The sequence below is a fragment of the Chitinophaga sancti genome (genome assembly GCF_034424315.1).
GTDB classification, from domain to species: Bacteria; Bacteroidota; Bacteroidia; order Chitinophagales; family Chitinophagaceae; genus Chitinophaga; species Chitinophaga sancti.
In genome coordinates, this window is record NZ_CP139972.1 from 3,473,424 (window position 1) to 3,499,154 (window position 25,731).

At 41.6% G+C, this 25,731-nt stretch carries 23 protein-coding genes; 15 read left to right on the forward strand and 8 right to left on the reverse strand.

The features are described 5' to 3' along the window. Window positions 1–167: 167 nt before the first annotated feature. A complete protein-coding gene (locus U0033_RS13335) occupies window positions 168–1,385 on the reverse strand; it encodes a hypothetical protein (protein WP_072366411.1) in 1,218 nt (405 codons plus the stop codon). A gap of 592 nt (window positions 1,386–1,977) precedes the next feature. Here U0033_RS13335 and U0033_RS13340 point away from each other — a divergent pair. The 3 genes from U0033_RS13340 to U0033_RS13350 all read left to right on the forward strand — a co-directional run bounded on the left by U0033_RS13340 (window position 1,978) and on the right by U0033_RS13350 (window position 3,162). Beyond that, window positions 1,978–2,496: a hypothetical protein gene (locus U0033_RS13340; protein WP_072366408.1), complete on the forward strand. Its 519-nt coding sequence runs from the start codon at window positions 1,978–1,980 to the stop codon at window positions 2,494–2,496. Between the two features lie 57 nt (window positions 2,497–2,553). Continuing rightward, complete coding sequence (locus U0033_RS13345; RefSeq protein WP_143150982.1) at window positions 2,554–2,751, forward strand: hypothetical protein; 198 nt, start codon at window positions 2,554–2,556, stop codon at window positions 2,749–2,751. Between the two features lie 168 nt (window positions 2,752–2,919). After that, window positions 2,920–3,162 carry a hypothetical protein gene (locus tag U0033_RS13350; RefSeq protein ID WP_072366405.1) on the forward strand — a complete coding sequence of 81 codons (243 nt, stop codon included), beginning with the start codon at window positions 2,920–2,922 and terminating at the stop codon, window positions 3,160–3,162. Between the two features lie 904 nt (window positions 3,163–4,066). Here the strand turns inward: U0033_RS13350 and U0033_RS13355 are convergent. Together U0033_RS13355 and U0033_RS13360 are read right to left on the reverse strand one after the other, a co-directional pair. Beyond that, on the reverse strand, window positions 4,067–4,285 hold the full coding sequence (locus U0033_RS13355) for a sigma factor-like helix-turn-helix DNA-binding protein (RefSeq protein WP_072366403.1): 219 nt from the start codon (window positions 4,283–4,285) through the stop codon (window positions 4,067–4,069). Between the two features lie 192 nt (window positions 4,286–4,477). Next, the gene (locus U0033_RS13360; RefSeq protein WP_177318759.1) at window positions 4,478–4,654 is read right to left on the reverse strand and encodes an RNA polymerase sigma factor; all 177 of its coding nucleotides are present in this window, start codon (window positions 4,652–4,654) and stop codon (window positions 4,478–4,480) included. Between the two features lie 957 nt (window positions 4,655–5,611). On the opposite strand from U0033_RS13360, the gene U0033_RS13365 reads away from it, so the two are divergent. Further along, window positions 5,612–6,115: a hypothetical protein gene (locus U0033_RS13365; protein ID WP_143150980.1), complete on the forward strand. Its 504-nt coding sequence runs from the start codon at window positions 5,612–5,614 to the stop codon at window positions 6,113–6,115. A 69-nt stretch (window positions 6,116–6,184) separates the two neighbouring features. Here U0033_RS13365 and U0033_RS13370 read toward each other — a convergent pair whose 3' ends face one another. The 4 genes from U0033_RS13370 to U0033_RS13385 all read right to left on the reverse strand — a co-directional run bounded on the left by U0033_RS13370 (window position 6,185) and on the right by U0033_RS13385 (window position 9,148). Further along, complete coding sequence (locus tag U0033_RS13370; RefSeq protein WP_072366397.1) at window positions 6,185–6,436, reverse strand: hypothetical protein; 252 nt, start codon at window positions 6,434–6,436, stop codon at window positions 6,185–6,187. A gap of 136 nt (window positions 6,437–6,572) precedes the next feature. After that, window positions 6,573–7,256 carry a hypothetical protein gene (locus U0033_RS13375; protein WP_072366395.1) on the reverse strand — a complete coding sequence of 228 codons (684 nt, stop codon included), beginning with the start codon at window positions 7,254–7,256 and terminating at the stop codon, window positions 6,573–6,575. Between the two features lie 65 nt (window positions 7,257–7,321). Next, window positions 7,322–8,248: a hypothetical protein gene (locus U0033_RS13380; protein ID WP_072366393.1), complete on the reverse strand. Its 927-nt coding sequence runs from the start codon at window positions 8,246–8,248 to the stop codon at window positions 7,322–7,324. A gap of 6 nt (window positions 8,249–8,254) precedes the next feature. Continuing rightward, window positions 8,255–9,148: a hypothetical protein gene (locus U0033_RS13385; protein WP_072366391.1), complete on the reverse strand. Its 894-nt coding sequence runs from the start codon at window positions 9,146–9,148 to the stop codon at window positions 8,255–8,257. A 557-nt stretch (window positions 9,149–9,705) separates the two neighbouring features. Between U0033_RS13385 and U0033_RS13390 the strand changes: the two genes are divergently transcribed. The 3 genes from U0033_RS13390 (at window position 9,706) to U0033_RS13400 (ending at window position 13,183) form a co-directional block, all read left to right on the forward strand. Then, complete coding sequence (locus tag U0033_RS13390) at window positions 9,706–10,101, forward strand: single-stranded DNA-binding protein (RefSeq protein ID WP_072366389.1); 396 nt, start codon at window positions 9,706–9,708, stop codon at window positions 10,099–10,101. A 59-nt stretch (window positions 10,102–10,160) separates the two neighbouring features. Further along, window positions 10,161–12,053: a ParB/RepB/Spo0J family partition protein gene (locus tag U0033_RS13395; RefSeq protein WP_072366387.1), complete on the forward strand. Its 1,893-nt coding sequence runs from the start codon at window positions 10,161–10,163 to the stop codon at window positions 12,051–12,053. 374 nt (window positions 12,054–12,427) lie between these two features. After that, window positions 12,428–13,183 carry an IS5 family transposase gene (locus U0033_RS13400; protein WP_322518492.1) on the forward strand — a complete coding sequence of 252 codons (756 nt, stop codon included), beginning with the start codon at window positions 12,428–12,430 and terminating at the stop codon, window positions 13,181–13,183. 211 nt (window positions 13,184–13,394) lie between these two features. Here U0033_RS13400 and U0033_RS13405 read toward each other — a convergent pair whose 3' ends face one another. After that, a complete protein-coding gene (locus U0033_RS13405) occupies window positions 13,395–13,679 on the reverse strand; it encodes a hypothetical protein (RefSeq protein ID WP_072365681.1) in 285 nt (94 codons plus the stop codon). 147 nt (window positions 13,680–13,826) lie between these two features. On the opposite strand from U0033_RS13405, the gene U0033_RS13410 reads away from it, so the two are divergent. The 8 genes from U0033_RS13410 to U0033_RS13445 all read left to right on the forward strand — a co-directional run bounded on the left by U0033_RS13410 (window position 13,827) and on the right by U0033_RS13445 (window position 25,730). Beyond that, complete coding sequence (locus tag U0033_RS13410) at window positions 13,827–14,450, forward strand: hypothetical protein (protein ID WP_072365679.1); 624 nt, start codon at window positions 13,827–13,829, stop codon at window positions 14,448–14,450. A gap of 54 nt (window positions 14,451–14,504) precedes the next feature. Next, window positions 14,505–15,146 (forward strand): hypothetical protein, encoded by a 642-nt coding sequence (locus tag U0033_RS13415; protein WP_072365677.1) that lies wholly within the window; start codon window positions 14,505–14,507, stop codon window positions 15,144–15,146. A 68-nt stretch (window positions 15,147–15,214) separates the two neighbouring features. Beyond that, window positions 15,215–16,096, forward strand: a complete 882-nt coding sequence (locus U0033_RS13420; protein ID WP_072365675.1) for a toprim domain-containing protein — start codon at window positions 15,215–15,217, stop codon at window positions 16,094–16,096. 382 nt (window positions 16,097–16,478) lie between these two features. Continuing rightward, window positions 16,479–16,868: a plasmid mobilization protein gene (locus tag U0033_RS13425; protein WP_072365673.1), complete on the forward strand. Its 390-nt coding sequence runs from the start codon at window positions 16,479–16,481 to the stop codon at window positions 16,866–16,868. Further along, the gene (locus U0033_RS13430) at window positions 16,856–18,226 is read left to right on the forward strand and encodes a relaxase/mobilization nuclease domain-containing protein (protein ID WP_072365671.1); all 1,371 of its coding nucleotides are present in this window, start codon (window positions 16,856–16,858) and stop codon (window positions 18,224–18,226) included. Before U0033_RS13425 ends, U0033_RS13430 begins: the two co-directional genes overlap by 13 nt. A 27-nt stretch (window positions 18,227–18,253) precedes the next feature. Then, complete coding sequence (mobC, locus tag U0033_RS13435; protein ID WP_072365669.1) at window positions 18,254–20,236, forward strand: conjugal transfer protein MobC; 1,983 nt, start codon at window positions 18,254–18,256, stop codon at window positions 20,234–20,236. Window positions 20,237–21,067: 831 nt separating this feature from the next. Then, window positions 21,068–22,441: a hypothetical protein gene (locus U0033_RS13440; RefSeq protein WP_072365667.1), complete on the forward strand. Its 1,374-nt coding sequence runs from the start codon at window positions 21,068–21,070 to the stop codon at window positions 22,439–22,441. Window positions 22,442–22,613: 172 nt separating this feature from the next. Next, entirely contained in the window at window positions 22,614–25,730 is a 3,117-nt protein-coding gene (locus U0033_RS13445; RefSeq protein WP_322518491.1) for a hypothetical protein, read from the forward strand. Window position 25,731: the final 1 nt, after the last annotated feature.

Sequence of the window (25,731 nt, forward strand, 5' to 3'; positions counted from 1 at the left end):
ACAATACTTTGTTTTGATTTCGTTGACACAAAGTAAGGGCGATTGGAAACCGCTAAAAAGTATACGCCGGGGTATCTACCCCGGCGTATACCCATATAAGTATTTGATTTACAGGTTAATTGGAAATAAAAAAATTAAAAACTTTTTTTAAGCACTCAAAAGAATCGCTAATTATCGTAGATCTCCCGAATGCTCTTTATCAAATTTGTGAGAAATGTGATGACGACTTCAATATCTCTGTGCTCTGCCGCATAGGCTTTCGATTTTACACTGTCAATAGAGATGTCACTTCGTTCCTGGGTAGAAATGGCCGGAATGATGAAGCGATAAACCGCGTTCATTGAAATACCAATAAAGAACCCCACTTTCTTCAGCCCCCGCAGTAAGATACCGATTTGATCAACGGACAGGGCGACAACAGCTTTTTGACTTGGAGCCGGCCGGTCGCCCGGGTCTGGTTCTTCCTGTATGATCTCCTCCTGCCTGGCCGGAATGAATCCAGCCCTCTTGTGATCCATATATTTTATTTCATTTTCCAAATAGTCCAGAAAGTAATTTTTGATCGATGGAAACCGGGGATCATAGATGAAACTGGGTAACTCCACCATGGATGCGATATGTTTACGCTCGACATGCAGGAAGTCCAATTTTTCATCATACGTAGGGTATCCGGCAATTGCAGCTTCAAGCCCTTTTGTGAAATACGTAATGCACTTTTTAGTGTTCAGATTCCAGTAAACCAAAAGTTCATGCAATGGCGGACACTCAGAATTTACATTGTCCCGTCCCTGCGATCGCAAAATATCCTTTACCAGTTCTTTATGATAATCTGCCTCATGAAGGGTGATAACCTCCAGATTGCCTATCTTATAAACGAAGGCATCCAACGCATCGGTGACCACATCAATCGCCATATCACTGTTACCCGTTGCTCGTAGCATTTCCACAATAGGGAGACGTTGTTGCATAATCTCCTCCCGGATCATTAATAACCCGGCCATAGGTACACGCTGATCCGGTGTTAAATACTGTTTATACCGGAACTCAAACCACTCAGTAAGTTCACGCAGCATATTCAATACATGGTGCTGAAGTTCGCTCACACCTGCTCTTTCGGACAGATCATGCATTTTGATTAGATAGACCCGATCAAAAAGGATCACCAGCTCGTCATGATACGTTCGGATCAGGGACTTGGTTTTTTGCTGTTCGGGATGTTCAAAAAACTGGTCCAATAGATACTGCTGGATACGGATTTTCTCCAAACGGGTTTTTTCAATAAGTTGAGTCGCGTCTTCTTCTGGCAAAGGAAATTTTTGTAACGTAACTGGGTTTAACTCATTATTGATCAAATTCTCCACCCATTCAAACACATAGTTCGTCATAGCATATGGTTTTAATTCGAGCGGGTAAACAGGCACCCCCGCATACTCTTAAGTTTTTTATAGAAATACTAACGCTTAGTATTTTTCAGACACTTTAAAACAATTAACAATGTTTATGATTTTAATTGTTGTTCTCTTTAGTCGAATACTGTAAAAGAAAATCACAGCATTTTCATTGCTACCAATCATTTTCTTGGCCTCAATGTTACGGCCACGCAAATGAAATTTATTTATTCTGCTAGCAAACTCATCCTTATTGTATGGCATATTAAAAACTTCTTTTACTGCATCAACCGGCTTTTTTTTAAACCGGATCGAATTTTATTTGATATACCGTCATTTAATCTAAAAGACGATTTCAAGCTGTGTCTCTCAAAGACCCTGTTGCAAAAGCATTCAGCAAGTAACATACGCATTTTATTCTGCACCACTTTGACTGCTTGTAATCCAGGACAGTGTTGACGCATTCATTAACGCAGGTGAATGGCATCCTTTCTTCCCTAAGTCGCCTTTCCTCTGTTATGGGGGAAAGCCGCTTTGGCTTAGGGAAAGGAAGGTTTCAAATCAATTTTCAAAATTTAAATCTAAAAAAATGGCAAAGAATCAAGCGACAAAAACTGTTACAGGTACTAACAATGAAATGACGCAGCCAAACCGTCAGGGCAACCCGGCGCCAGCCGCAGAAATTAATAGTGATCAGGCTAACGATCAGAAGGAAAACGCACCGGTAGGAAGCCTGTCCAAAGAACCGGTTGTTGATCCTGTGGCTGCCCCTCCTTTTAGCAAAGGAACCAAGGAATCACCTGAGGAAACACTGGAGGACCTTGAAAAGAAAATCAAATATTTCCAATGCAAATCAAAACTGTTGAAACAGCGCGAAGCCGTGCAGGCGATGCAAGGCAAACTCAATGATTTTACATTCAAACAAAAAGAAGAAGAAAACTTCGAAACCTCAGACCGGTATTGCCGTGGGTGTGCAATTACCGTCAGAGATGATAAAGGTGAAACGTTCGAAATATATAATCCCTACCTGATAACAAAGGTTATTGAGACGCTCAACATTGAATGTGAAATAAAGATTGTAAAGATTAATGAGGATATCCGAGCGTGATTCCTTATGCGCCCTGCTGCCTGCTGGGCGCAATTTTCAACCTTCAAATTTTATATTATGTCTATAACACAAAGTCCTTCCGTAATCGCGGCACAGATCAGAAATGAATGGACAAAAATTCAGGGATTACCCGCGCACTATTTAACATACATGGAGCACATGTATTCGATCCATGATCTCTATATGAGGATGTCAGCGCCCGACGTAATTCTGAATTTTTTGGTAGCTGCTTCCGCTTCGCGTAGTGATCAGTAATCCAAGATCAAAACACAACTGTTTGTGATGATATGCGGAACATTTTTAAACAGCTACCAAAATTTACGAAATTAGAATCAGGATTGAACAATTCAGATTTATATAACGCCTTGAATTGCGGCTGATCATAAATGAAAATACATCAACCCCTGAATAAAACGAATCATAATGGAACATTTATCCGAAGAGCAATATAAAACACTGGTAGATGTGCAGCAGAGCTATTTGCAGACTGCCATTAAAAGGAAGGGCCGGATAAGCAGTCAGGTGGAAGAGGCATTTTTTCACGCTACCAGCTATTTATTAATAGCTCATGCATTGGACTTGCAAAGAGAAATTCGCCATCTGAATCTTGCCGAACATTTCAGAATAGTATTGCCAAAGATAGGTGCCAGACACGGTTCAAAGTGAAGTATCTAATTTTAAAATACAGGTAACCGGTGAAGTCTCGCAATAAAGTCACAGGTTAGCGTCACTTGGTTTTGTCGGGATCATTTTAGGAGATAGTTTCGCTTATATTTCGGAGGAAGTGAACGCAGAGCGGCAGCATATGATACAGGTTCAAGAGCTCCGCATTACTTACGGGCTTATCTGAAAGCACTGTAGGATTAATACAAATGGGCTGTTACTCTTAGGGTAAGCAGCCCGATTTTTTTCGCGCCTGCGGCGCACTTGGGTGACTAAACTGATGTACCTGGCCTGGATGACTTTTATAGACGCCCGGTCTGTAATGGCCTGCTGGCCGGGAGCCAGAATTTGTCTCTGGCCGGATGAGGGCAGGCTAATTTCGATCCTGCCCTCGGCCAGCGTGGTTTTCATAGGAACTTTAGCATTATTGGCATCCACATTGAGATGTGTACCAAGTACTTTGATTATTGAATTAAACGAGGCCACAATGAACGGCCTCTGACCATCTTTGGTAACCTCGAAGTAGACTTCCTCGGTCACATTAACTTTTCTATTGCTTTACTCAAAACGAACAGAATAGGTCAGTGTACTTTCTGAGTTCATAACAGCCAGTGAGCCGTCAGGTAACACTACCTCGATCTGGCCACCGCGCGGCGTACTGATCGTATTCATATTTTGACTTCCGGCCGCCGGATCTCCCGTCCTCTGATACGTGATCTTTCCATTGGCAGATTTAGTAATCTTAATACCATTATCTTAAGCGATCCGGCCACGTGCCCGACTATCGATAACGATCTTTTGCCCGTTCGATAAAGTCAGGGTTCCACGATTACCGCCAGGTAATAAATCATTTGCCAGTTAATGGGTATGACAATCGTATGCTGGTTCCGGCTAAACAAAAAAGGCATTATGAAAAGATCTCCCAGACAATAAACACCATCAGGGTACTTACCGCAGCAAGTCGTTCCCGCAGAATGGTGAGCGCATTCTTTACTTGTTTTTTAACCGTGCCTTCTGCTATATTCAATGTCTCTGCAATCGCCTTGTTGGAAAGATCTTCATATCTGCTCAATTGAAATACTGCACGCATTTTGGTTGGCAGTGAGGTAACTTCCAGATCGATCATGGATTGTAATTCCCTGCCGTCAAGCGTGCGTTCAGTTACTTACTATGGAAATTCTCAAGTTTTTATCGAAGAAACATAGTTGGCTGAACATTTCCCCTTTCGGATCAGGGAGATCACAGCATTCATGGTCATGCGCATGAGCAAATGCTGCAGCCTGGTATCTTTTTTAATGTCTTTCATATGCTGAAACAATCAGCAAAAAATATCCTGAACGATATCTTTTGCCATTTCCCAGTCTCCAAGCATGCGTTTGGCATGCATAAAAAACAAGGGCCAATATCGCTTATAAACTTCTTTAAAAGCGGTATGATCACCCAGGCGGAGCCTTTCAACAAATTCTTTATCAGACAATAAATTGTAATTCTCCATGCTCGAACGAAACCAGATTACCAAATATAATGATTAGAATTAAGATTCAGGCAATTACAAATGCAATGTTTGGTTAATTTACGTTATCCTCAAAACTGTACAGAGATCATTTTGTGCTTAAAACTGATCACAATGATAATACCGTTTTCTGACATTTTTGTTAGCCCGATGTTAATATTAATAAAGTCATAGGGGATCTATAGAATAGATGTTTTCACGCTCAATTTATAACAGGGTATCGTTCATAATGTCTGCGGAACTCTACCAGAGAAGGTTTTCCATCAGATTTTCCTTTTATTTTGGAGGAATCTTCGTTAAACCGATACGCCTTTCAGAAATTAGTTCGGTGCCTGAAAAAAATATTTTCGAACGATCTACCCCTTTCTCCTGCGCTTTATATATAGAAACCAACCATCAGATTGTCAATGATCGAACCGAAAGTGCAAGAACTGCTGAAGGGGTTTGAAGAAGGTACATGTACACCTTAACAGGTGCCGGAAGTCGAAGAATGGTATAGGAAACTGGCTGCAAAGCAGTCTGATCCTGAGCCAGAAGATCTCCGGCAAATAGAAAAGGAGCTGCGGCACCGAATCCCGTCAATGTCTCCCAGATTTGGCGGTGTCGCCAGACGATGGGCGACTGCGGCAGCTGTTATGGTGGGCATAGGGGTCTGTTTATGGGCTTATGTTCATAAAACCTAGGCTCATAACATCGATATGCTGATTTCAACGGAATCCTATCTGCCTGTGATTTACAATACACTTGCCCCCTCAGTAATTTAGGAATGCGCAATATGCTTAAACCTATCAGCCTGGCTGAACCAACCCCTTTTACCAGCAGGCAAAAAGAGTGATTTTTTCGTATATCCCGATGTCACATTTTGCCGTCTTTTTCGTTACTTTTAAGTAGTGTACTTCCGCGCACCGTAGTATGCCGTTAATCAAAAAATTAAAGGACATGAAAAAAACGTTCTTTCTCGGAGTTGTAATCGCGATTTCTCTGCTGGCTTGCAATGACCGTTCCTTGCAGAAAGAAGATGCTCAAAAGATTCTCAGTGCGAATTATGACAAGGATCTTACGGAAGATATTCAGCTAACAGACGAAGCCTTGTATGCTAAATTAAAAGATTCCAAACTGGTTGCCGATGGCTATGTGGCCCTGCCCCCTTATTCCCCGAATGACGTCAATAAACCCATTATAAAGCTCACGCAAAAAAGTGAACAGTTTTGGACAGATCATCCTGCTGCAGGGTCAAAAACTTGCCGCGTCAAAATTGCGCGGCAAGTAGTCAGCGGAATCAAAAGCATAGAGATAAAGGATAAGACCCATGCGAAAGTATACTATCAGATTTCCTATACCGACCTCACGCCCTTTGCAGAACTCTATCCCGGTGTAGGTAAAGATTCAAGCGAACACGCTGATAACTTTACATTTAACGGTAATTGGGCTTTGTGCCAGTGATAATTATAAACACAGAAACGACTCTATCCAAATGGGTCTTTCTGGTTTCCGATCATCCACGATCACCTTTCATCTGAAACTACCAGGAATATAGATCAGGGTTTTAATTGGAGCGCCATAATTGGTTTTCCGAATGTTAATCAGAATACGATGAAAGTGCCCCATTCTGGCAAAATTGTAAAAATTCCCGACTGCTGTTATTAAACTATCACGCACGATCGGGTTATCATAACTCACCGAAGACACAATGTCTATGATCAGATCACTGAAAGCGGTGTCTATACGTCCTCCGTATCGCGATGGATGATTCACTTCGGCCATTGAGTCATTTATATAATGAACATCATTGTTTACGATTCCTGGTGGTCGCGGAAACAATAGTTTACAGGATACTAAGAAAAGAATGGACAAGGTTACGAAAGTTAGTTTCATTGTTTAACATTGAATTGAAGCGCAACTATCTACCAAATCGCACTTTCGTGCCTATCTGCAAATCTAACAGTCGCATTTGTGTACTATTAGGGAATGCGCCTTTGCCGTCATCTGCGGACAAAATATCTTTGTCAAAAAATATGGGAATACCCGAATGCAAATAGGCCGTTATAGCGCCATTAAAAAAAGCACACTCAGCACCAACCATAAATCTGACATTGATCTTCTGATACAAATCATTATGATGGCCGGACCAGATAAGATTGCGTTCTGTGCCTGATGAATATAACAAGCCGGAAACTTTTACCCCGCCCTGCAGAGCGCCCCGACCGTATTTGCATCGGAACCAAAAATTATTGATGAGATATTGGATTCTTTCCCTGTTCAGATCATAGTCCATACCATTGGGCAACTCGTACATATCCGGCCTGTAGCGGTAATTCATCCCATAACAGGCATACATCAATTCTATGCCCAATACGATGTTATCTACTAATGGGATGTTCAGATAACCTCCAAAATGGATGTAAGGAACAGGTGTCCCATTTCGCTTCTGACTTACAGAATAATAAGATGTCAGATTCAATCTAGAAAAATCATACCCCACGATCAAACCGGCATCTGGTTGCGTACGATAATAAAAATATTGAGCCTGGCTTTTTAGAATGATTAGGGTCAACCATACTATCAGAACAGAATACTTTAACATTCGCATGTATTGATCAGCATTTGGGAACCACTAAAATTTTTGGCAATACTTTATTATAACTTGCTTTAACAGAACTCCGGCTCCTTTGCCAGCAAGTCGAACTCTATCAATGTCCTAATCATTTCTAAAAAACCTGTAAATGCAGTCCTCCATTCGGTTTTAAAACCGGTACTCAAATCAAGTTCATTTAGATCGGTCGAGTATTGAGGAAACAGCAGACTTAGTTCGTGAATGTTCATTGCCAGCAAGTCAGATTTTTCCATCCCCATCAGCTTAATGATGATTTTAAGAATGGACTCGCTGACATCTGCAACTGAATAAAAGGTGGCCACCTTTTCGGAACGACCCTTCCGGGGATAATGGGTTCCGGATTGCAGTAAACAATCATTCATATAGATTTCAATAGATTTTTTCAGACTATAATTTAAAAGTGTGTATGATGGTTTTTCAAACCCGAACGTTTCTGTTGAAACCTTATATTTGGTGATTAAATGAAGTTCAAATGCTATTGTCAACATGGTTTCAAACCCCTTATCAAATAATTCTATGTCGTCGTACGGATAATCAATGAACTGCAGACGTATTCCACTTTTGGGTCGCCAATGAAACTGACAAACAAAATCCATTTGCTGCGAATCGGCCATTAAATGAGGATATGCTGCTGTAAGTTCATTAAGCGCCTGATAGATCTTCATCAACACCAATTCAAGTATCTCCTTCCGGCTGACATTGCTTCTGTCAACATCGTTGCACCAATCTGTCAGTTGATCTAGGACGGGTGTATCAGGGCAACCTAACCTGAATTTTTTAATAAGTTGGAGGAGTTCATCTTCGTTCAATAAGGCACCTAGAAAATTCATTTTCTTTACGTCCCCATTAGGTGTTCCTTTCAGTCTGATAATGTCATCAAATCTCTCGGCAAATGATTCGGCTGAAGGTAAAGGCTGATTCGGGTGTGATGTTAGGCCTTTTGTCGTACTTTCTTTGAACATGGAAATTTATTTAATCCTGAATAATTCGATTTCGTAAGCATGCGTGATCACCTTTCGCGCAAAAGGTAGGAAACTCTCACAGAAGCTATTAGGCTCATTTGCAGTAAAACCAATGGCTCTGAAGGTTACAGATAAGGGAATAAACCATTGCGCCAACTGCAACTTCAGTAATGACGTCTCTGCAGCATCGGCGGGGTAACAACCTGGCACTGAACCAATCATTGTTTTTAGCTTATTTAGAATGAAGTGTTTTCCCTGAACATGAATACGATAGCCTCCTTTCTGCTGCTTCATTTCAATATGCAAATCACCGTAAACCTTATCAACGCCTTCAGCACAAAGCCAGGTGTAAGTGTTTTTGTATATCCGGTATCGATCCAGGGATACCCCGTGAGCCGCCATCATATGGACATTCATCAACTCTTTATAAAACCTCCCGCTGTCTGCAATGATGCCATTCAGGTCATTGATATCTATCTCCCCGGAGATGCTGATCAGCAGATAGCCATTCCTCATCCCGGTGTACTTCTTAATGATTTTATTCTGCTGATCATCATCTTTTTCATCTTTCAGTTGGAATTGGAATCTCGACCGGCTTTCGGAGATTGAAGCGCCAAGTATTTCTTTTATACGATCAACAGAAGTTGTTTTCTGCCATTTTTGGTGCAGCCGCCATAAACTCAGAAGTTCATTGTCACCATAAGGGATATACTGATTAATAATAGTGGTAATGGCATCCAGCGTGCGATCGCTGCGATACAGCGCCTCCCAGAAGTTCAGCCATTCCAAAAAAGAGGCATCTTTTAATACAGCCTTCCATACAAAAGACGAAAATTCATTGCTAATCGTTGTTTGGTCAAATTCAATACCCTGCTGGCTAAAGTTTTTTCCTTCAGTCATTCATTCTTTTTTTGGTCAATAAACGCCCCGTCCGCGGTAGGGGAACCGGGAAGATGTTTGTTTAAATAATTGTTTTGATGGCACTACGTACTCTTGATTCGCCGCGCAAACCAGCTGCAATTTTTCAACATGCAGAATAATGGGTCAGGTCTGCAGGGGAATTTGTCTAATTCAATAATCGGTCTAAAGCTCCTCAATACAGGAAGCTTGGCTAGGTGTACAATTTGCGCTACCTCATATAAGGTAACCTCTTGTGTTCAAATATTTATTTTTTTCATCTGTCCTTCTTGCTTGCTAACAACTCCCGCAAACCCGGTTTATGCCTGCTGTTTCTTTCCAGTGGAAGGGTAAAAGCACAGCGAAACTATTCCGTTCTGCTAAAAGTTTGCCTCCTTAATAGCTGGACGCAACGCTCCAGTCCAGCTACCCTCCGGGACTTACCGGCAAACAGTTAGCAGAACTCCATGATGCATTTGCTGTCTTTTTACCCCATCCACCGGAAAGGTTTGATAGGAGGAAGAAAGAAAGAAAAAAATATTCATTAAAAACTTACGAAAATGACGATCACAGGAACATTAGTAGCAGATGCAAAAGTCATCACGCCAAGCGGAAAGAAACCATTTGTAGCCTTTCGGATTGCGGTTAACAACGCTTTTAAAAATGAGGAAGGTGTAGCAACTCAACCGGCTACTTTTTTATCGTGCAGATACTACAAAGATGCTAAGGTAGCTTCCTATATGAAGAAAGCGGATAACGTAGAAATCCACGGGGATATAACCTTCAAAGTATGGGTGGACGCACAAGGTACGCCAAGAGGTGAGATCGACATATTTGTGAAGGATTGCAAATTCTTCGGAACTGCCAGAAGGAACCCCGGCACGATGGCACAGGAATCGGTACCGGCTGAATCTGTACCAGCTGAAACACTCGAAACCGAAGACCTGCCATTTTAAACGGCAGGTTCTTACAACCTCCGCAACTTCTCTTTTTCTCACCATTAAGTATTAAAAACATGAAAACTACCCGTAATAATAAGAAAATCGTTGCAGCTGTTAAAACAACAACAGCAAACGACTTGATTTCTCAAACATTCAAATCTGCTTCCACCATTGAATTCATTAGCGAAGAACTGATTGATTTTTCTCCAATGAACAAACGGAGGAAATACAGTAAAGAGTCTTTAGAGCAATTAGCGGAATCGCTCGTTAGCAAAGATTTTATCCATGAGCCAACAGTCAGAAAAAAAGGCAAACGTTTTGAGCTGGTTGTGGGGCAACGCAGGCTGATGGCTGCACGGCTTGGCGGCATCAAAATAATTCGTTGTAAAGTGGTCGATCTAGATGATGCACAGGTGAGGGAAATTCAGTTAACTGAAAATCTACAGCGGGAAAATCAACACCCGCTGGATGAATCAGCGGTAATCTGTGAAATGATGGAAACAGGGATGAGCGTAGCAGAGATTGCGCACCGTATCGGCAAAAGTGAAAGGTTCGTCTATGCCCGTAAATCTTTGTCAGCCTTGATCGATGAAATCAAAGACATATTATGGAATGATAAGTTTACCATGCAGCAGGCATTTGAAATTGCTACACTGAGTAGCGATGCGCAGCAGGCGTTTTTTGAAAATTGCTGTGAGGAATGGCAGAATGAGAATTTCAAAATTCGGGATTTTAACTGGGAGATCAGCCGGCTCCGTTGCGATCTGACCAAAGCACCATTTGACATAGAAGCCGACCATCTGATACCAGATGCTGGAAACTGTAATAGTTGCCCGCACAATTCAGCTTGTGCCAGCAGTCTTTTTCCAGAGTTCGCAGACACGGCTATATGTTCCAAAAAATCGTGTTTTCAAAAGAAATGTGAAGCGCATTTTTACCTGATGTTTTCCGCTACATTTGCGGAACATATGCCTGCCGCATTCGTTTTCCGGGGCAGCATGCCCGACCTTGTAAAACACATCCTTTCGCAATTGGGGGCCGAAGAATTGCCCGTCTATACAAGCTGGGAGGTGAACGAATGCCGTGAACCACAGATGCCGGATATCAATGACTATTATACAGAGGATGAAGATTGCACTGACGGTGAAACATTTACCGATATAGGACAAGCCAGATATGAAGAAGATCTGACCGAATATAAAGTAGAACTGGCAGAATATCATCAGAAACTGGATACGGAATCCGTGCAGGGAATCTTCTTTGATGGACAGGATATAAGACCTTACCGATTCTTTCCGAGGGTTAAAGCGAGTGAGGAAAAGACACCCGTGTTTACCGCCAAAGAGGTAGAACTGGCTATCAAAAATGGCACAGCTGATGAAGAACTACTCAGCGGAGAAGTTAAGCGTCTGAACGATCGTGAAACCAGAAGCAAAGAACTGGACAGCGAGAAGGTGCAGAAAGAAGTATACATGCAGTCCGTAACCTTTTTCGAGGATATCAGTAACAAACGGGAATTGTTAGAAGCCGATATCGTAGCCTCCCGTTATCTGGTAATTAATGCCATGAACTGGGCGACAAAAAACGCGATCGTTCAATTCCTTTTCCCTGATAATGACCGGCTGAGCAGTGTACCTATTGAGGACATGTACAATCGGTTAAGAGACCTAACCGAAGCAGAATTTTGTTATCTGATACGCATTACTGTAGCGGGTAATGATCAGTCCAAAAATGTGAAAGATTTCTTTGGTCATCTGCTGTACAAAATGGCCGAAAGTGCCGGCGTAGATGTGGCCGTCATCGAAAAAAATCAGAAAGCGGTCACTCAAAAGCGGGAAAGCAGAGTAAAGGAGCGTATAGCGTTTATGAACAGAAAATTGACCTCGCTGGCAGCGAAAAAGAAACGACTGGCCGGACAGAAAGAAGAAAACAACGAAGATGCCGAAATCTTCCAAGATGAAGAATAGCAGACGCATAACAGAAGCCGGAGCCGCGCTCCGGCCTTCTTTCTTTGATACGCCTCAAAGAAAGAAGCAAAGAAAGCGCCCGGCTCTGAAAAAACAGGCTGATTCGTATAGCCCCTTCAAATTTTTTAACCTGCAATAGAGAATATTATGAATACACATATTCAGATTTATGGAATCATTTCCATCATTATTGGAACCGTTATACTATTATGGATCAGGAAAAGAATCTTTGAGCGTAGCACCTGGGGTGGAACGCAGGTATTCAAAAATTTCTATTCTTTTATCTTCATTAAGAGTATGTTTAAAATTCTGATGGGCTAAAATTAGGAAAGTACGAATCGATCAATTAGTTTGGATTTACCACAAAACAAACTATGAGAACGAAGTTCACATTATTGACCGATTCGCACTGGAAAAGTATAGAAAAAATATTAACGGACAAAAGAAAGCGTAAATATAGCCTTCGAACTATCTTCAATGCTATATTATGGATTTGCAGAACAGGTAGTCAATGGCGTAATCTAAGCAGTGATTTCCCTTACTGGCAGATAGTTTACTATTATTTCAATAAATGGAAAAAAGCAGGTGTGCTGGAACAGGTGATGTTAAAAATGGTTAGAAAAGAGCGGATAGATCAGGGGCGAAATTATGCACCATCTGTCAGTGCTATCGATAGCCAAAGTATAAAGAAAACTGGATTCGTAAGTATAGAAACCGGGATCGATGGCGGTAAGCATATCAATGGTCGAAAAAGGCATCTTGCTGTTGATAGCTTAGGATTACCAATTGCGATAAGTGTCAGCGGCGCAAATATTCATGACTCAATTGGCGGTTTTGATTTGCTGTGGAAAATTGAAAAGGTTAGTCATAGAATGAAACTGATTCGTACAGATAAAGCATACCAGGGAGAGTTTAGCGATATGGTTGAGAATTATTACAAATGGAAGATGGAAATAACTCAGAAACCGCCGACAGTAAGGGGTTTTGTGCCACAGAAAGGTAGATGGCAGGTTGAACGATCATTCGCTTGGCTCAATAACTTCAGAAGATTGTCGAAGGATTATGAAAGGCTACCTGAATCATCTGTGGCTTTCATCCAGGTAGCATTCATTAGTATACTTCTAAAATAAGTAGAATTAGTTTTTAAACATACTCTAAAATCGTCGAATTTACATTTCGCATCGCAGGATGGCTGATTTTAGCGTTCGGTATTTTCATGCTGCTGATTGCTTATTTCAATGCGCATTTCTGAAAGCCATATTACCGGTGGCCCGCCATGCTCTGGTAGTGGTGATCATAAGGCCTTCTGAATAAAAAAAGGAACCCGTCGGGTTCCCTTTTTCATTTGGCGCTCAGACCCTGTAACTTACTGCTAAGTTCTGCCAGCCCGGCCTTAGACAGACAATCATTGGCCAGCGCTTCCATTTCCTTGCCGACATCATCCGGCAAATGATCAATCAGCCCCAGGACGCTGCCCTGATCGTCACCAAGTCCTTTTTTAATAAGCTGGCTAAGTACTAATACGTTCCTGCGGGAGATTTTAATGTCGATTTTTACCGCATCGTTCATTCCCGGACTACTCAAAATGGTATCCAGTACTTTTGCTACTTCACTTGCTGTCATCATACTACATCATTTTCGTTTTCACTGTAGCAAAACTACTTTTCTATCCGCTGCCTTTCCTAATCAAAATTTAGCTAGGATAGGTTGATGCCCCCCAACTATTTAATTTTGAATCAATATGAATTGACTCGTGCAAAAGATTAGTGAGATATGGAAACAGAAAGTCAAAATTTACAACAGACACACCCGCTTGGTCTGGTCGAATTGATTCGTACTCATCCGGCCATTGATGATGTAAAGCTCCGGGATTTTTTAAAGTCGATGCGGATTCCATTGGCCGTAGCCGGACGCTTCGCCTCCCAGGTGGAATGCCGGAAAAATGGTAAAATTTTTATGGCTCTGGGATGCCGGAATCCTTCCGGAAACTGGGAAACGATTGGCCCCGAGGGTATAGGCTATACCGGCACCATTACTTTTGTGCATCACAATGCCAATCAACCGCGCATCGACCTGTTTAACAACCAGCGGGATTTTCTCAATGTCCAGAAGCTCCGGCCATCAAAACTGGGCGCTAATGATAGTCTGATTGTCGCCGGCATGGATCAATTGATGGATGCCTTGCCCCACCTTAAAAAGTACGCACAACTGAATTTATATTTTGATCATACGATACCGGGCAATGCATTAAGAAACTGCACCTCGCTGCTTTTCTCAGACAGGGCCAATGACTTCAGCAAGATGTATGAAAAGAATCTTTCTTTCACCGGCTACTGCATCGAACTTGGCAACCGAGAACGGCGTAATCTGGATCGTAACCGAAGCAGAGGAATCTGATCAGCTGTTATCCGACGATCCCTTTATAAGCACTATTAATTTAAACGTTTTACAATGAAACATGCAAATGAACATTTCAAGGACACACCTGCACTGGGGGTGGTTCGACTAATCGGCGCAAGCCTTATGATTAATGCGCCTCACCTGGTCGCCTATCTGAACGAAAACCTCATCCCGCTGTCTGTGGCTAATCGTTATCTGCTTGAAGTCGATTGCCAAAAGGATGACAGAATATTTAAGGCATTGGGATGCCCTAATCCTTCCGGAAATTATGAAGTGATCGGACCCGAAGGCATTGGTCGGACCGGCCTCCTGACTTATGCCTTATGGGGCACTTATTCAAAGAAAATCGGTCTTTTTAATAATCAGTTAGATTTCCTGAGAGAGCAAAAGTTCAATCTGACAACATCTGGCGACCACCCTAATGACAGCCTGATCGCTACCGATATGCATCAACTGGGAAAAGCACTGCCGGAACTTGAGAAATATGAAAAAGTGCATTGCTATTTTGATCATACTCTTCAGGGCCGGGCATTAGCCAAACGTCTCTCGGCAGCCATCGGTGACAAAATGGTGGACTTTAGCAAGCTGTTTGAAAAGGATCTTTCCTATCACCGCTACAAAGTCAAAGCCGCCAGAAACATCGAAAAGTTTTTGGAAAGCAAAAAAGCCGGAAACCAAGTTAAAAAATTATAACTGCCGGCCTCCTGTAACCGCACCCGCAGGATGGCGCAGCAATCTGTGTGAATTAAGAAATGTGTATTATGAATAACAGATTTAATCATCCTGACATAGATCGGGTGTTGCAGATCGATCTGGTCGATTATCTGTCATCACAGGGGCATGAGCCGGTGCGTATCTCAGGGAACGACTATTGGTATCTCTCGCCTTTGGCCGAGGAAAGAACCGCATCCTTTAAAGTAAATAGAAAGAAGAATATCTGGTATGATCATGGGCGGGCAGCAGGCGGCGGTATCATTCACTTTTTAACCCGGTTTCACGGGTGTACGATCAGGGATTTTATCGAAGCTCACAACCTGCTTCCGGCCGCTCCGCAAAGCACTGCCTCCATCCCCAAAAAAGCAGAAGAACCTGACCGAAAAATTGAAATTTCAACCATCAGGCGGCTAACCCATGACAGTCTACTAAATTATTTGAAACAGCGTAAAATACCGTACTACCTGGCCGCTGAATATTGCCGGGAAATATGGTATACCGTGGATGACCGCAAATACTTTGGAATCGGATTCATAAACGATGCCAATGGGTACGAAGTCCGCTCGGCTTATAGTAAAATCTGCCTTCATCCAAAGGCAGTTTCCACTTTCAAAAACGGGTCCAATATCCTGTGTGTCTTTGAAGGCTTTTTTGACTTCTTATCGTTCGTTTATGTCCATCCGACCAGGCTGGATTTCCCGCTGGATTATCTCATCCTCAATGGCATCGCACTGTTCGAAAAATCACGTCCGGTCATGGAGAGTTATCAAGAAATAAAACTGTTTCTTGACCGCGATACAACCGGCCTGAATTACACCGAATACGCCTGTTCATTAAGCCCAAAATACAGGGATGAAAGTGCCCTTTACAGCAAGTATAAAGACATGAATGACTGGCTGGTAAATTTCGGAAAATCCCCTGCAGGATAATGCGCGGAAACAGCCGGATACCAGGGTAGCTGGAAATTGATTTACTCCTGCTACTTTTCATCGGCTCTGAAAATTACCGCCCGGGTCAGCGGAAGCGGGCCGCTGATGACTGTTATCACTTTCCGGCTAAGCCTGCAAGCTGATAACGGGTGCCTGGGAATACCCGGCATAATGCACGGCTTCGAAAAGCCGTTGAGGTTGCTGGTCTTTTGCAACCGGCAAGATGTCCGGTTATTTAATAATAACCGTTTTTAGATGGGCTTTTACCCTCCGTAGTCGGGAAAGCCTGCTATTAGAAACTCCTGCTTTTTACTGATTTATTAACCGGTTTTTGAAGCATTCGCACCTGCTTTCGAAAGCCATCATTACAATAACTACGATTATGAATGCCAAAAATAAAAACCGGGTGCGGTTACTTGGTGTGCTATTAAGCCCCGAAGAGTTTCAAACTTTTGAGCAAAACTGGAAGTCATCAGGCTGTAAGAAGATGAGCGAATTTGCCCGCCGGAAACTGTTTGGTAAAGCCATTGTCAGCACCTACCGAAACAGGTCGCTGGATGATTTTATGCATGAAATGATTCACCTCCGAAAGGAGCTGAACGCACTTGCCGTGAACTACAATCAGGCCCTGAAGAAACTGAATTCGCAGGACCGGATTCCATCCGAAAAAAGCTGGTTCCTTACTCTGGAAATGGAACACAAAATCCTGCTGAATAAGGTGAATGAAATCAAGGCGAAAATCAATTTAATGGCGGACGAATGGTTGCTGTAATTAAGTTCGGGAAGTCTGTTCAAAAGACACTCAACTATAACGAAAATAAGGTCAGAGAAGGGGTAGCGAAATGCCTGGCTGCGGTCAACTATCCCAAGGAACTTGAAGACCTGACATTAATGCAGAAACTGAGCCGGCTGAACAAACTGGCAGCACTCCATGAAGATGTTACATCTCCCAGTGTTCACGTCAGCTTAAACTTCCCACCGGGCGAACATCCCGATGAAGTGACCATGCAGAAAATCGCCAAAACCTATATGGATAAAATAGGCATGGGCGACCAGCCTTACCTTGTGTATGAACATATGGATGCAGGACATCCACATCTGCATATTGTATCCGTAAAAGTCAGAGCTGACGGTACGCGGGTTAACACGCAGAATATTGGCAAGAACCAGTCGAGGGAAGCCCGATTGTTCATTGAAAAGGAATACGGCCTGACACCTGCGCAGCAACATGGTGCATTACATCGGGATGAAAGTGACGCATTGAATTCGGAGGTGCTGCAAATGGGTAAAACAGCTGTAAAACGCAAGATCGAAAATATCCTGCACCGGGTTTTGGACCGTTATCATTATACCTCCCTGGATGAATTTAACGCCCTGCTGAGCCGCTATAATGTGCGTTCCGAAAGGGGCACAGAAAACTCCAATATCTACAAGCATGGTGGACTGATCTTCAAAGGGCTGAAGGACGGTCAGCCCGCAGGCCCGCCATTGAAAGCAAGCCTCTTTAATATCGATGATCAAAGTCCGACGCTGACCAATCTGCAATCCAGATTCGAAGCAAATAAACGATACCACAAGTCAAACGTGAAGGAACGCGATGATCTGGCAAACCGCATCCGCATTACCATTGCGCAAGCTAAAAAACTGGATCTCCCTGACCTCATCGCAAGGTTACGAGAGAAACGAATAGCTGTTGCCCTGCATGTTGGTAAAGATGACCGGGTATTTGGTATCACCTTTATTGATCATGCCAATAAAAATGTCTTCAAAGGTAGTGACCTGGGTAAGGATTTGACTGCCGCCGCGATCATTAAAAAATGCGGTATGGCTATAGAAAACCCCGGCAATGTCAATTCGATCAGCGAGCCTTCGGCCCTCTCAAATGCGACTCTTCAACCATCAGTCTCTAAACCTTCTGAAAGCCAAACAAACGCACCCGCTACGCACCCTCGAGATCCTTCAAATGATACTGGGTATTTCCCTCCTTTAGGTCCGGCTACCGGCAGTGATGTAATCTTCGTGGTCAAAGGCATATTCGATGCACTCACACAAAACGAGTATACACCATTGCTGCCATATCCTTTCCGCATCGGGAAATCCAGGAAGAAAAAGAAACGCAAATCAATATGATACATTAACCACTTAATTATTACAGTTATGCAAACAGGTGAAAACGAACAGGCGCTGAGGAAAATTTTGGACATGACCCGTTTAATTTCCATCGTCATTTTAGTCATCCATTTTTATTTTTTTTGTTATACCACATTTCACAGGTTAGGGATGGTATCCTCATTTACCGACCGCCTGCTTACCAATGTTTCTAAAACCGGCTTGGTGCGAAACTTCCACCTTTCCAAATGCTGGTCGCTATTATTTCTTATCATTTCATTAGTCGGGGTTAGAGGTCGCAAGGATCAGAAGATGACAACCAAAACCGCCTGGGCCTATATCATACCGGGTCTGTTAGCTTTCTTCCTCGGCTTCGCCATTTTATATACACAGGTTGATCCTGATATACGCACTTATTTATACATCGGCATCACGACTATCGGCTTTCTGTTATTACTTACAGGAGGCACTTATTTTTCTCGAATCATCCGTCAGGGGCTTAATAATGATGACATATTTAACAGCGAAAATGAAACCTTTCCGCAAGAGGAAAGATTGTTGGAAAATGAATTCTCCGTCAACCTGCCCGCCGTCTACAAATTAAAAGGCAAGGTCCGTAAATCATACATCAACTTCATCAACATCTTTCGTGGTGTTTTGGTGGCCGGGTCACCCGGATCTGGAAAATCCTTTTTTGTACTTCGCCATTTCATCACACAAACTATTGAAAAGGGCTACACAGCTTTGGTATATGACCTGAAGTATCCGGACCTCAGCCAGATCGCTTACAATTCCTTTCTGAAGAATAAGCACAAGTACAAGAAGGAGCCTCAGTTTTATGTCATCAATTTTGATGACCTGAATTGCAGTCACCGGTGTAACCCGCTTTATCCTGCAACCATGCTGGATATCACCGACGCAGCGGAAAGCGCCAGAACAATTATGCTTGGGCTTAACAAATCGTGGATTCCAAAAAATGGGGATTTCTTTGTCGAGTCACCAATTAACCTAGTCACTGCTATCATCTGGTACCTCCGGAAATATAATAACGGAGAGTATTGTACGCTACCTCATGTAATTGAATTTCTGCAACTGGGATACGACCAGCTGTTTACATTACTACGGCAGGAAAAAGAAATAGAAGTATTGGTCAACCCTTTTATAAATGCGTACATCGCCGATGTGATGGAGCAATTAGAGGGACAGATCGCCAGCGCTAAAATAGGCATGGGCAGACTTGCTTCTCCCCAGTTATATTACATCATGTCGGGCAACGATTTCACCCTGGATATCAATAACCCTGATGACCCTAAAATCCTTTGCCTCGGTAATAATCCGCAGAAATTACAAATCTATGGTGCTGTTATTTCCCTTTATGTTAACCGTCTTCTAAAGTTGGTTAACCAGAAAGGAAAGTTAAAGAATGCCTTGATCTTTGATGAATTCTCTTCGATAACGGTCACCGGTATTTCCGGTCATATCGCCATTGCGCGAGGCTACAAATCTGCCACAGTTTTAGGCTTGCAGGATCTTACACAATTACGCCGTGATTATGGAAAAGATGAAGCGGATGTGATCTTCGGTATCGTAGGAAACATCATCAGTGGTCAGGTTACAGGAGAAACCTCAAAACTACTATCGGAGCGTATCGGTAAGATCATGCAGGACAGGCAGAGCCTTTCAATCAATGCTTCGGATACCTCTATCAGCCAATCCAAGCAATTGGATTCGGCTGTTCCCCCGTCAAAAATTGCCACCTTATCTTCTGGCGAATTTGTCGGAGTTGTGGCGGACAACCCCGAAGAGAAAATCGACCTGAAAGCTTTTCATTGCCAGATTCAAAATGACATTTCGGCTTTGCAAGCAGAGGAAGCTGCTTACAAGGTTATACCCAAGATTCGAGATGTTACGCCTGAAATGGTAGAACGAAATTTCCTGCGTATTCGGGCCGATATTCAGGAGCTAGTTAATGCCGAATATATGCACATTATGAATGATCCGGAATTGGCACACTTGATTATTAAAAAATGATTTATCGGCTGGTAAAGAAAAAGGAACCAGAAGCCACTTGGTTTCCGGTTCCTTTTGACATCCTATCATCCGGGTTTAGCGTTTGTAGGGCGTTATCTGACTATTGATTTTAGTAATGATATGTTCGTGCTAATTTATCCACTCATCTATTTTATGTAAAATATTTACTATTTGTAGCAGCCAAAGACAAGCAAAGAGCGGACTCGAACAAAAAAAATACGTAGGGTTCAATCTGCTGGAATTTTAAAGCCACCTTGACTATTTTAGATTTTCCTTTTATATAAACCGGAATGGCTAGGCTAATTGAATAGATAGTTAAGGCTATTTTTCAACTCAAATTTTTGATTTTTATTAGAACTCTCACGGATGCTACTTGAAGGGCTGAAATTTTGGGTTGTTACGAAAGTAACGACATACAGTTTCTTTGCATAGTTTCGACTAAAATGAGTAAAGGCCTATAATTTGATCAATTGGGTTATTCTCTATATAACTTCTGGTTTTGTCTATACGATTGAAATAATTTGCTGACTTAAAAATTTTATCCAATGAGTCAATTGAGAAAATTAGTTGCGAATTACTGTGGCGAAGCTTAATTTTATTCAAACAATTTTTGTTTCCTCCTGTTAATTGATATTGTGAATTTCTGGCACTGTAATCATTAAAAATTTATTTCAACATATGAGCAATTAAGTTTAACCTTACAATAATTTCAATAATATTTCTTAGCCCCAAGAAAAATACACAAACGGACTTTAATCGCGCTTTGACCCAGTCATCTTTAAGCACTAAACAAGTGCCTATACTACCTTATTATCTTTAGCATTCTTTGATATGAAAAAAATATTATTTATTACCGTGATCTTGGCTGTATTTAGCAGTAATGAATGTTTCTCGCAAGACACCTTGTTTGTTAATAGCTTAACTCCAAATTATATTAATCATTTAAATACTGCATCTATTAAATACAAGAACAGGATTGATGATTATACAAAAAAGGTGCTTAGGAGATTAGGGCGGCATGAAAGAATATTAAAATCAAAATTAGAAAAGATTGACTCGGACGCAGCAACTAGATTGTTTAATAGAGGAATAAAAGAATTACAAGACCAATGCAAGCAAAAATTGTTATCTCATATTTCTTCAAGTGGTTTCATGGATACAGCCCAAGTTACTTTACATTTTTTGAACGAGAATGGTAATATAAGTAAAAAGGATATTCAAAAAGTATTAGGAACTGTACAGAGGCTACAGGGGAAAATAGAAATGACAGAAAAGGTAAAAGCCTATTTCAGTGATCGCCTAATACAGCTAAGTGAATTGTCAAAATACAAACAATTATCCAGTGAATTAAATATCATAAAGAAGCAGTCATTTTATTATAGAGAACAGCTATCCGAATACAAATCTATATTTGAAGATAAGCAGAAGATTCTCGACAAAACTATAGATCGCCTCAAAAAAATCCCTGCTTATACCGATTTTCTGACAAAAAATTCTCAGATAGCAACCCTGTTTAATATCAGTACAGACTACAATAATACCCGTAACCTGGAAGGTTTACAACTACGGTCTTCAGTAGATCAGATCCTCGCCCAAAGAATTGGTGATGCCCCTGGCGGTCGAGCATCAGTAGCATCGTTAGTAAACCAAGGCAGTGAAAAATTGAAAGAAGTCAGGTCTAAATTTCCCAATCTTGATAATGCAGCACAAATGCCCGCATTCAAACCCAATGAAATGAAAACCAAACTCCTGATTGACAGGCTTGAACCCGGCGGCAACATTCAGTTCCAGAAAAGTAACTATTATTTCCCAACGATGGTAGATCTGGCTGGTCAAATCGCTTACAAGTTCCACAAAAATGGTTCGATTGGAATAGGGGCATCTTATCGCCTGGGAATGGGAGAAGGATGGCAAAAGATCCATTTCTCCCATCAAGGATTAGGCATTCGATCATTCGCAGACTGGAAACTGAAAGGCACCTTCTATTTAAATGGAGGATTTGAGCTGACGAAAAATTCAAACATTCCAAATTCGGGGGTACTTAAAAGCTGGAATGGGTGGGCATCTAGCGCATTAATAGGCATCAATAGAAAACAAAAGGTAGGACCAAAATTAAAATTGAATACAATGTTGTTGTATGATCTTTTGGCATCACAAAAACCTAAAACAGATAAAATTAAGATCAGAATAGGTTACACTCTGTAACAGTAAATAAGACATATTAAATTAAGTAACAATGGCGTTTAACTCCCGTATTGCCACTATCGTGGTGATGTTTCTATTCTTGTGCCTTTCCGTGACTAAAGGCCAGACATCTATTCCCTACGATCTTACATCACCCACAAAGATGTATAACCCCAGTCAGCAGGCATCTGCCATGACCAAAGTGGCCGATATACCTGTTAGTTATTATACAGGTAAACCAAACGTTAATTTCCCCTTTTTTACATTGAAAGATGGTAGTCTCTCAGTATCAATGTCTCTTGGTTACGGCAGTTTTGGCGGAATTCAAGTACAACAAGAGGCCACATGGGTTGGATTAGGATGGGATCTAAATATAGGAGGTGCAATTACAAGATCAATAGCAGGTAAAGTGGATGAAGCATCTGCCTTTGGCTATAAATTTACAGCCAGTACTTTAAACATGCCTCTATGGTCGACCTCAAACCCCACGGCATGGTTAAATACCCTGGATAACTGTAAAAAGAAGCAAATCGCAGATGGCTACTTTGATTGTAGCCCTGATATCTATTTTGTCAATTTTGATGGTCAGTCAGCAAAGATGTTCTTTGACAAAAACGGTACTGCCTACTTTTCCCCCTATAAAAAATGGAAAGTAGAGGGCAATGTGACGACCGGATTTACAATTACAAACGAAACAGGAACCCGATATATTTTTACTACAATGGAGTATTCTGATAATGATGTCTCAACTTCTCCAGGTTCTGATGTTCCCTCCGTAACTGGTAATACGGCCTGGTTTCTAACCCAAATGATATCCGCTAACCGGAAAGACACCATTCAGTTTAATTATGCTGCAACAACTTTTAGCAATGAAGGAGAAACCCCATCCGTTCAACAATTTGATTTGTTGCCAGGACAAAGTACAGGTTGCTCGGCACCAGTAACCCCTCCGGACCAGAGCTACACCATAACAACCACGAATTTACAATCCATCAATAGTTATATCCTTACCTCCGTTGTCTCTGCAGGAGGAAAAATGGAACTTGTTTCCACAGCAGACAGAGCCGATATTAATCTTGGTAATAAATACAGATTACGAGAAGTTAATATCTACAATGCGAAAGGCACAAATTACACATTCCTGAAGAAGTTCAGATTTTACCAGAGCTATTCGAACAACAGTGCCGGTCAACCACTTCAAAGGCGAATGCTGCTTGATTCGATGGTAGAAGTGAGTGGTAGTGATTCATTGCTTCACCGCTTCAGTTATATCAATAAGGATGACCTTCCTAAAAAGGATTCATATGATCAGGATCATTGGGGCTTCTATAACAGAAAAGGGAACAGCACATTAATTCCGGCCTATAATAGTGGCGATGGGCTTATACTAAGTGGTGCTGACAGAAAACCTGATTCAGCCGCGACACAGATTGGATTGCTAAATACAATCACTTACCCAACTGGTGGCACAACCTCATTTGATTACGAACAAAATGATTATACTTTCTATAGAACTCAGTCAGTTTATTCCTATACTCATCTGGACTCAACAGTAATAGATAATACCCAAAGCGTTAATACGAATACTTTATCGACAGCAAATGGAGAAGTAACAAATGATGTTTACGTCAAATCCGGCGTATCCTACCAGTCAATTGTCTTCTCTTATCTGGTAACCGGTAAAATATATGGAGATGCACAAGCGGACGTGTGGGTAACCAATGAGGCCGGAACCATTGTTTTTGCAGCTGGTGATACTTATGGACATTCCATGACTACAGTCACATCTCTTCCCTTTGGACATACTTATACTTTACATGCGAAAAGAACAGGAACAACAGAAAGAGCAGTGATTACCATGTACTATAAAGACTATAGCTATATAACTTCACCCACTGTCTACAGCCTGAAGGCAGGTGGTTGCAGGATAAAGAGAATTACCCAATATGATGGAATAAATCATACCAATGATATTATTATCAGATTTAAATATATGCTAAACGATAGCTTATCATCTGGTGTTCTGCTTGATTATCCGAAATATATTGATTTGTCCTATACCCCATATTATTGCCCAGATCCAGGAGGATTATCAGGCCCAATAAAAGGAGGTGATTGGAGTTACCAAAAGCGACAGTCCATCTCCAATATTTCACTGGGCAGAACTCAGGGTAGCCCCATAGGCTACTCAAAAATAACAGTACTAAAAGGCGAGAATGGGGAAAATGGATTTGAAGAAAACTATTATTCTCTGACAGGAATAAATGATACAGGAGGAGATGGATTCCCCTACATACCAAGAAATTCAAAAGATGACCTTCGGGGATTACTATTACAGAATAGGCAGTATAATAGTGTCGGAAAAGTAGTCAAAGCCACCCTAAATGAATATAAATTCAATAACAATCCGGGTGATCCTAATTACAGATGGATCTGGGCTGCTAAATATGGAATACGGAAATCTTCCAATACATCATGTTCCGATAATACTCCGGATTGGAGTTTTATCGGTGGAATGTATCAGATATTCCAATACTGGCCAGTCGTTAAATCAACTACTGATACAATGTTTGACGTAGTCAATAATACCTGGTTAACTACAATAAAAAACTTCACATACGATACCGTTAATACACAGCTTAGCAGGGAAGATCTAATTGGTAGTGATTCTTCAATTGTTTCTACCCTATATACCTATCCTAACAATTATACAGGAACGGCTGTATACGATTCAATGTTGGCGAGGAATATGCTTGCTAACGTTATTGAAAAAACGACGTTAAGAAATAGTACTCAAACTTCACGGGAAAGAACTAATTACGGTTTCCAAAGTAGCATAATTGTTCCGTTGACAAAAGATTTTATCCTGGCTAATGCACCCCTTGAAACCAGGCTGAATCTTTATACATATGATTCAAAGGGAAATCTGGTAGAACAGGGAAAGACAAGTGATATTCATGAGGTCTATTTATGGGGATATAATAAGCAATACCCGGTTGCCAGAATTGTAGGTAGTACCTATTCTGTCGTTAGTGCCATAGTCACTGATGCTATCCTACAAAATCCATCCAGTGACCTGGCTCTCCGTAATGAATTGAATAAGATTAGAAACGCCCTGGCTGGAAGTATGGCACAGGTCACCACTTATACCTACACCCCTGGTATCGGTGTAACCAGTGAAACTTCACCTGCTGGTAGAACAACCTATTATGAATACAATGGTTTGGGTGAATTGAAAGTAATTAGGGACCAAAATAATCAGATCATTAAAATCTTTGACTATCAACGCCAGGCTCCTATCACCCAATAAT

Coding starts and splice junctions, on each gene's coding strand:
- U0033_RS13335 (WP_072366411.1), bottom strand. CDS start 1,385: ATGACGAACTATGTGTTTGAATGGGTGGAGAATTTGATCAATAATGAG.
- U0033_RS13340 (WP_072366408.1), top strand. CDS start 1,978: ATGGCAAAGAATCAAGCGACAAAAACTGTTACAGGTACTAACAATGAA.
- U0033_RS13345 (WP_143150982.1), top strand. CDS start 2,554: ATGTCTATAACACAAAGTCCTTCCGTAATCGCGGCACAGATCAGAAAT.
- U0033_RS13350 (WP_072366405.1), top strand. CDS start 2,920: ATGGAACATTTATCCGAAGAGCAATATAAAACACTGGTAGATGTGCAG.
- U0033_RS13355 (WP_072366403.1), bottom strand. CDS start 4,285: ATGATCGATCTGGAAGTTACCTCACTGCCAACCAAAATGCGTGCAGTA.
- U0033_RS13360 (WP_177318759.1), bottom strand. CDS start 4,654: ATGGAGAATTACAATTTATTGTCTGATAAAGAATTTGTTGAAAGGCTC.
- U0033_RS13365 (WP_143150980.1), top strand. CDS start 5,612: ATGAAAAAAACGTTCTTTCTCGGAGTTGTAATCGCGATTTCTCTGCTG.
- U0033_RS13370 (WP_072366397.1), bottom strand. CDS start 6,436: ATGGCCGAAGTGAATCATCCATCGCGATACGGAGGACGTATAGACACC.
- U0033_RS13375 (WP_072366395.1), bottom strand. CDS start 7,256: ATGTTAAAGTATTCTGTTCTGATAGTATGGTTGACCCTAATCATTCTA.
- U0033_RS13380 (WP_072366393.1), bottom strand. CDS start 8,248: ATGTTCAAAGAAAGTACGACAAAAGGCCTAACATCACACCCGAATCAG.
- U0033_RS13385 (WP_072366391.1), bottom strand. CDS start 9,148: ATGACTGAAGGAAAAAACTTTAGCCAGCAGGGTATTGAATTTGACCAA.
- U0033_RS13390 (WP_072366389.1), top strand. CDS start 9,706: ATGACGATCACAGGAACATTAGTAGCAGATGCAAAAGTCATCACGCCA.
- U0033_RS13395 (WP_072366387.1), top strand. CDS start 10,161: ATGAAAACTACCCGTAATAATAAGAAAATCGTTGCAGCTGTTAAAACA.
- U0033_RS13400 (WP_322518492.1), top strand. CDS start 12,428: ATGAGAACGAAGTTCACATTATTGACCGATTCGCACTGGAAAAGTATA.
- U0033_RS13405 (WP_072365681.1), bottom strand. CDS start 13,679: ATGATGACAGCAAGTGAAGTAGCAAAAGTACTGGATACCATTTTGAGT.
- U0033_RS13410 (WP_072365679.1), top strand. CDS start 13,827: ATGGAAACAGAAAGTCAAAATTTACAACAGACACACCCGCTTGGTCTG.
- U0033_RS13415 (WP_072365677.1), top strand. CDS start 14,505: ATGAAACATGCAAATGAACATTTCAAGGACACACCTGCACTGGGGGTG.
- U0033_RS13420 (WP_072365675.1), top strand. CDS start 15,215: ATGAATAACAGATTTAATCATCCTGACATAGATCGGGTGTTGCAGATC.
- U0033_RS13425 (WP_072365673.1), top strand. CDS start 16,479: ATGAATGCCAAAAATAAAAACCGGGTGCGGTTACTTGGTGTGCTATTA.
- U0033_RS13430 (WP_072365671.1), top strand. CDS start 16,856: ATGGTTGCTGTAATTAAGTTCGGGAAGTCTGTTCAAAAGACACTCAAC.
- mobC (WP_072365669.1), top strand. CDS start 18,254: ATGCAAACAGGTGAAAACGAACAGGCGCTGAGGAAAATTTTGGACATG.
- U0033_RS13440 (WP_072365667.1), top strand. CDS start 21,068: ATGAAAAAAATATTATTTATTACCGTGATCTTGGCTGTATTTAGCAGT.
- U0033_RS13445 (WP_322518491.1), top strand. CDS start 22,614: ATGACCAAAGTGGCCGATATACCTGTTAGTTATTATACAGGTAAACCA.